Below are 5,786 nucleotides of genomic sequence, written 5' to 3'. Positions count from 1 at the left end.
CCATACCGACCTGAACTTTCCTTCCAAATTCGTTTAATCTCCTCAGCATGATGCAAGTCATGTAAATCTCGCTTTGCTCGATGTTCTGGATTTTCACAGAGATCTAGAGTCCGGTAATAGGTTGAAGGTGCGATCGGTAAAATTCTACAAATCGCCTCGACTCCGTACAGCTCTTTATTATTATGGATAAAATCCACCATTATTTGTGTGGGCGGTCGAGCTCCGCCTGGGCGAAAAAAGCGGCTGCTTTACGTAGAATTTCATTGGCGCGTTGCAGTTCTTTATTTTCGCGTTCGAGTTGTTTGATACGTTCTTGGTCTGAAAGCTGCTGTACTTTAACTGGATTTTGTTTATCTAAATATTTTTGATACCAAACACGTAGTGTTTCAGGAGTACAACCCTTGCGCAGTATACTGCTCAGGGAGCAATAGCGGTGATCGCAGCCCAATTCGATGGATAATCTTTCTCGGATTCAATCAATAATTGAACCGCTCTTTCTCTGATTTCAGGGGTATATTTTACTTTTTTCATCGGGACATTCTCTCAGAAAGCTTGGTCTCCGACAAACCCGGTACGGTTCAAGGTGAGATTTCTAAAATATATGTAGACAAAAATTCAATCAAAACAGCACCAAATAATAATGATATTAGATATTTTTCTATAAAAGAAGTTCACTCAAATCCTAAAAATAATGTAGTGAAAAATAATTTAGCGATTGAATGTTCACAAGGTCTTTTCTTGAGCCCATTTACTAATCAATGGGAACCTATTTTTCAAAGAGGCTATATTATTGGTACTCTAAAAACCTATGAATATTATAGCTATACAACTGTTTGCGATGATGTCAGAGGAAAATATTCTAATAACATTATTATTAATACAAACAGAATTGGATTTTAATAATAGCCTAAGCAGAACAAGCTTCTCAAAAGCTCTTCTATAAAAATATAAAAACCTATAAAAGCAAAAGCACATGCTCTCAACTTCTCAACTCGTTACCCAAGCGTCGCACTTCGTGCTTTGGCTTTGGTGAACGGTTGAGAGAGTTTCGGCAATACTCTCCCTAAAGGCGGTCATTTAAAAAAATGACACATCCTTTAAGTATTGCCGATTTACCGCATATTCTTTTGGCTTCGGAGCCACGTATATCGGTCGTATCCGCACATAGCTTTGCAGACTATGCAGACAAGGACTAAAGGTCTTGCACCTTCTCCCACGCGCTCCCTGTCGAAGTATGGCGGTATCTCTGCGAGGGTTTCCCCAACATGCAACTTAACCAACCTATACAGCTACTCTTAACGCTCCGCTTTTGTGAGATTCCCCTGTAGCGGTTTAGCCTTTCGACTATCGCTACGTTGCACCAGTGACACTTATTCCCTCCACATGCAACGCATGCCAATCCCTAAAACGGACACGCAGAAGCAGGCAAAGCTCGATCTATGATGCTTATTTGATGATTTAAAACACGGATTAACGAAGACTTATCATTTTGAGACTTGATCTAAACACTGTTTATTGTGAAAATAGAGTTCAGGTACCAGCCTTTGGTGAAATCATAACGGTCGCCAAACCTTATGATCTTCGTTATTCGATGGGTTAACATCAAATAACTGCGTACCGTAGAATTTACTGGAAAACCCCTCTAAGTTGCAAGGCTTAGGGGGGATTTTCTTTATAATTTACAATTACAAATTTACTTATCCTTATTTAAAGCAAATTTTCGCTTCTTAATCACAGTAATTGACTTTTCTTGTGAAGCTATATTTTGCTGAATAGCTACCTGCTTCATTTTTACTGGTAAAGTAATCTTTTCATCAGATTTGGGGCTAGATTCTTTAGGCTTTGAATCTGTTGGCTTTTGCAAAGTTGCTTCTTTATTTTTAATTTTTATATAAATTTTATGTACGACCGTATTGTGTTCTTTGATCTCCTTATTTTTACTCTTTATTTTTTTATATTGTTCTTTAAAGGGCGTTATAAAATTCTTAACCGTTGATAGCAGTACAGCTTCATCAGAGTGTATATCTGCTAATGTCTTTGGTGTTTCACTTTGTACAAAATCAATAAAATGTAAGGGAAATTTTTCAATAATCTCTGGAGTAGCAAAACTAACAAAATGATATCCGTGATAAGAAATTACAGCGTAATTTGTATCCTGTTTAATCGGATGTTTGATATATCCCTTTACTGTCGCTTCTCCTTGATCCAATAGCTTTTTTAGATAGAAATCCTTGATATGATTCTCTAAAACTCTACTTTTTCTATAAAAATTAATCTTATTGTTAATCTCTTCTCGCTCTTCTATTTCATCAACAATATCTAACTTATGACTAAATTCAACAAATTGAGCATGATGATATTCAGCAAGTTTAGAAGTCCAAATTAAGATTTGTCCAAGATTATCAGGCTTAATAATCTCAATATCGTTGAAATCAAGTTTTTTTATTAGTGCAAGTTCTTCATGCTTGAACTCTTTTCTTTCCAAACTTGAATGTTTCAACATAACAACTTCCTTAACCACGGCGTATCCTTCAAAAACTATAAAGTAAAAGCTCATTTGGTATGAATACCAAATGAGCTTTCTAATTAATCAATCAAACATTAAAACAAAAAAGGGAGGTCATACCTAATTAAGTACGTTTCAATGCCATAATATGGCGAACCATATCGTTAATATGTTGTTTTGTTTCATTATCTTGTGAACCTAACCATGTCACCACATCAGCATCAAAAGCCTTTGCTTGAGCGATGGCGTGACGTTTCTGTAATTTTTTCACAAAACTAGGTTTAACCAATGGGGCATTGGTAGGATCAAAATTTTTATAGCGTTCTAATTCATTTTGCATTGCTGTACCTCCGCTTTTGGTGATGTGATGGTTCAAATGCAGTGATTATTCTCGCAACATCTCCACGTTCAACCCAAACCACTGTTAATAGTCTACCACGATTGCTTAAACCGACTGATATTAGTCGTTGTTCGTCATAGTGTCCTACATCATCAAAAGACATCAATGCAGGATCAAGGAAAATACTACAGACTTCTTCGAACGTAATTTCACGCCCTCTGTAGACTAAATCCATTTTTTGGTCATGCCATTCAAATAACAAGCCGTAATATTCAATCAATGGCATGATTACCCCTTTTCCTCTCGTAGAATTGAAATTAAGTAAGAATTTTCTTTTAGCATAAGAAATATTCTTATTATTTTGGGTCTATGACACAAAAATCGCCATTTTTTCCATATCCGCACTGCTTTTTCATCACTCGGACACACGGTTTAGATTCTCCATCAACTTTACAACTTCCAATATCAAACTGGATGCCTTGCTGTCTCAGGCTCTCGATCTGCGGGATATTGCCTAAAGGTTTGATATAAACACTAAACAGCCAAATGATACCAAGCATCAGAATGGCAAAGATGCCTAGAACAATGGTAATGAGCTTCCATGACAACTGATCACGGGCTGATTCAATTGAATTATTCAAGCGTCCAAGTGCTTTAGCGGTCTTAATAAGCTCCGCTGTACCCTCCTGTAAGCCCGTATTTAGCGATTTTGATACAGTATGGTGGGTCTGCCCAGCAATAGTGCTTTGAATGTGTTCTTTCGTGATTTGAAGCTCTTTAACGGCCTGATTGACGAGGTTCTGCTGTTGTTCTGCAACTGCCATTAGTGCATATAGCTTTTTTTCATCAGGTGTCATCGGCTCATCCCTCTAAACTTCATTGTTTTCTGTTGCTCTCTTTCTAATTTCTGCTGTTGTTTGTACTGTTCCAAAGCAAGCTGTTTAAAGCTGTCAAAATCAGCCTTAAAGCTCTCAATACCCTGTTTAATTTCTTTGTCTGAAATTGGGCTGTTTTTGAGGTCTTTCAGGTCTTGTTTGGGGTCGCCTAAGTCTAGTCGCTCAAGCTCTTTATAGGCTGTACGTGATTGTTGTAGGGCTTCCCTAATTTCAGGGTCTTTGGCTTGGCTTGGTAACAGTTTCTTTTCGGGTTCTTTCTCTATGCCTTGCTCTTTGTAGCTTCGCATATCAATACGGCTATCAATTTGATGTTTTTCTAAATGGCTGTTGCATAAATCCGCCCATCTTTGGCGTAGGTCTTTAATATCAATTTTTCGTTCCTGGTAACTCTTGCCTGTATTGTCTTTTTTAGCTCCGCCACGTTCAGGATTTTTGCTGTTATAGCGTTTGAAATATTGCTCTGGATCTCGTTCGATTCCATCTTGCAGACGTTCATTAAACATGAGATGCACGTGGGGCTGATCGTTGCCGTCCATTGCTTTAGGGTTATGAATCGCAAACTGATATGGATATTTTGAGCCGATCTCGGACTGAATGAACTCCTCAACCAGTTCTAGACGTTGTTTGGCATTCATCTCTCTAGGCAGGGCAATTTCATATTCTCGATAGGTACTGCCATTTTTGCGCTCGTAAAGGTCGGCTGCTTCCCAAAAGGTAATCGGATTATGTTCAGCCCATTTCGGCATATTCCCATAGGCACTATGTTCAAGGTCGGTTTCTGCCTGTTCTTGTTTCAGCTTTTTTTCTTCATCCCGATCAATATATTCGGCATGCGGTGCTGCTTTACCTGCCTTACCGACTTTGACACTTAAACGAGCAATCGCCATTAGGTCTTATCCTGTTCCTTTTTTCGGTTACGTTCTTTTTTAAACGCTCTTTGATCAAGTATCGAAGCCCACATCATAATGATGATAATTAGCGGTGCTGCGATCACGCCAAAACTAATATCTTTGATTTTTCCCAATACCTGTTTTAGTTGCATGCTGTTGCTCCTAGCTTTGGTACTTCTTTTTTTCATTCAATTTTCAATTGAACGAAAAAAAGAAGTTTCAGGGTTTTAGGGATGAAGTCCCTAACGTGCTTAGGTTTCTCAATGAAATTGAGAAACGTCTAAGCGCGCCATCAATTTTTTGATGGAAGTACAGGCGACAATCTCTAGAACGACTTTAACAAAATTGCGTACCTTGGACGTAATTATTTTGTTATCGTTCTTTGAGTATTGAGCCTGTGCTTTTGCGGTATATGAATTAAGGAATTGAATATGAATAATGATTGGCTGTCTGAAAAAATTACCTACATTTCTGCTTTAAAGAATCCCAGTGATGCACAAAAGCTTTTATTAGAATTAGCTCAAATCCAATACCGTACTCCCGACCAAGAGAAAAAATTGAATGCCTTGATCAAAGCTGAAAAAGCCATAGATCGAGCGAATAAACAGAAGATAGCAGTCAGAAAATTACTGAATGCAGAAAAGGAAGCTGAACGAAAAGCTCGTACACGTCATCTCATTCAATTAGGCGCACTTTTTGAAATTGCTAACCTTGATCAGCGTGACCCAGCCGAATTACTTGGAATTCTGCTTAAAACTGCTGAAATAGACCCAAATGATATGAAATGGCAAATTTGGAAGGATTTAGGATTAGAAGTTCTCAAACAACGTAAAAATAATTCAAATTAATTATAAGCTAAGCTAGATCAGCAATAAATTAAGTTATGATTTAACAAATCATTATGAGATTTCATAGGACAATTAATGAAAAAGTTTATCTTAGGACTCTGTCTATCTTTACCAATTCTCTCTCATGCAGCACCTAAATGGGAACTTGCTAATGTATTCATCACAAACAAAGATAAAGGTGAACCGTACCGGGTTTGTCGGAGAGTTTTTTATTTAAGTTAGGCCACCTGACCTAACGGGTTAATCTTATCATAGTACATTGCTTCAAAATCAAAAGGTGATACATAACCTAGTGCACTATGTACA

Annotated in this window: 8 protein-coding genes, 1 pseudogene and 1 other annotated feature; of the genes and pseudogenes, 2 read left to right on the top strand and 7 right to left on the bottom strand. The window is 37.6% G+C overall.

The features are described from left to right. Positions 1-531 (bottom strand): annotated as a pseudogene (locus FTV29_RS14785) (IS3 family transposase); the annotation flags it as partial. Beyond that, positions 126-242 (bottom strand) — a sequence feature (AL1L pseudoknot). It overlaps the preceding pseudogene by 117 nt. Here FTV29_RS14785 and FTV29_RS14780 point away from each other — a divergent pair. Further along, on the top strand, positions 484-900 hold the full coding sequence (locus FTV29_RS14780) for a hypothetical protein (protein ID WP_163169825.1): 417 nt from the start codon (positions 484-486) through the stop codon (positions 898-900). The pseudogene FTV29_RS14785 and the gene FTV29_RS14780 overlap by 48 nt on opposite strands. 793 nt (positions 901-1,693) lie before the next feature. Here FTV29_RS14780 and FTV29_RS14775 read toward each other — a convergent pair. From FTV29_RS14775 to FTV29_RS14750, 6 genes are all read right to left on the bottom strand, one after another. Further along, a complete protein-coding gene (locus FTV29_RS14775) occupies positions 1,694-2,503 on the bottom strand; it encodes a hypothetical protein (RefSeq protein ID WP_108091266.1) in 810 nt (269 codons plus the stop codon). Between the two features lie 127 nt (positions 2,504-2,630). Next, positions 2,631-2,846 (bottom strand): hypothetical protein, encoded by a 216-nt coding sequence (locus FTV29_RS14770; RefSeq protein ID WP_180075663.1) that lies wholly within the window; start codon positions 2,844-2,846, stop codon positions 2,631-2,633. Beyond that, entirely contained in the window at positions 2,836-3,132 is a 297-nt protein-coding gene (locus tag FTV29_RS14765; protein WP_042087986.1) for a BrnT family toxin, read from the bottom strand. Before FTV29_RS14765 ends, FTV29_RS14770 begins: the two co-directional genes overlap by 11 nt. Before the next feature lie 70 nt (positions 3,133-3,202). Further along, positions 3,203-3,703 (bottom strand): hypothetical protein, encoded by a 501-nt coding sequence (locus FTV29_RS14760; RefSeq protein ID WP_068550831.1) that lies wholly within the window; start codon positions 3,701-3,703, stop codon positions 3,203-3,205. Continuing rightward, a complete protein-coding gene (locus FTV29_RS14755) occupies positions 3,700-4,629 on the bottom strand; it encodes a MobA/MobL family protein (protein WP_119065094.1) in 930 nt (309 codons plus the stop codon). Before FTV29_RS14755 ends, FTV29_RS14760 begins: the two co-directional genes overlap by 4 nt. Beyond that, entirely contained in the window at positions 4,629-4,784 is a 156-nt protein-coding gene (locus FTV29_RS14750; protein WP_002061201.1) for a hypothetical protein, read from the bottom strand. Before FTV29_RS14750 ends, FTV29_RS14755 begins: the two co-directional genes overlap by 1 nt. A gap of 279 nt (positions 4,785-5,063) precedes the next feature. Here FTV29_RS14750 and FTV29_RS14745 point away from each other — a divergent pair, with 279 nt between their 5' ends. Next, a complete protein-coding gene (locus tag FTV29_RS14745) occupies positions 5,064-5,480 on the top strand; it encodes a conjugal transfer protein TraD (RefSeq protein ID WP_108091264.1) in 417 nt (138 codons plus the stop codon). Positions 5,481-5,786 lie beyond the last annotated feature (306 nt).

Origin of the sequence: Acinetobacter sp. YH12254 (assembly GCF_013417415.1) — a bacterium.
Lineage (GTDB): Bacteria > Pseudomonadota > Gammaproteobacteria > Pseudomonadales > Moraxellaceae > Acinetobacter > Acinetobacter pseudolwoffii.
This window is presented reverse-complemented; position numbering and strand designations above follow the sequence as displayed.

What these genes read in the sequence shown, in the direction of transcription:
- FTV29_RS14770 (WP_180075663.1), bottom strand. Translation starts at nt 2,846, where the DNA reads ATGCAAAATGAATTAGAACGCTATAAAAATTTTGATCCTACCAATGCC.
- FTV29_RS14750 (WP_002061201.1), bottom strand. Translation starts at nt 4,784, where the DNA reads ATGCAACTAAAACAGGTATTGGGAAAAATCAAAGATATTAGTTTTGGC.
- FTV29_RS14755 (WP_119065094.1), bottom strand. Translation starts at nt 4,629, where the DNA reads ATGGCGATTGCTCGTTTAAGTGTCAAAGTCGGTAAGGCAGGTAAAGCA.
- FTV29_RS14760 (WP_068550831.1), bottom strand. Translation starts at nt 3,703, where the DNA reads ATGACACCTGATGAAAAAAAGCTATATGCACTAATGGCAGTTGCAGAA.
- FTV29_RS14745 (WP_108091264.1), top strand. Translation starts at nt 5,064, where the DNA reads ATGAATAATGATTGGCTGTCTGAAAAAATTACCTACATTTCTGCTTTA.
- FTV29_RS14765 (WP_042087986.1), bottom strand. Translation starts at nt 3,132, where the DNA reads ATGCCATTGATTGAATATTACGGCTTGTTATTTGAATGGCATGACCAA.
- FTV29_RS14775 (WP_108091266.1), bottom strand. Translation starts at nt 2,503, where the DNA reads ATGTTGAAACATTCAAGTTTGGAAAGAAAAGAGTTCAAGCATGAAGAA.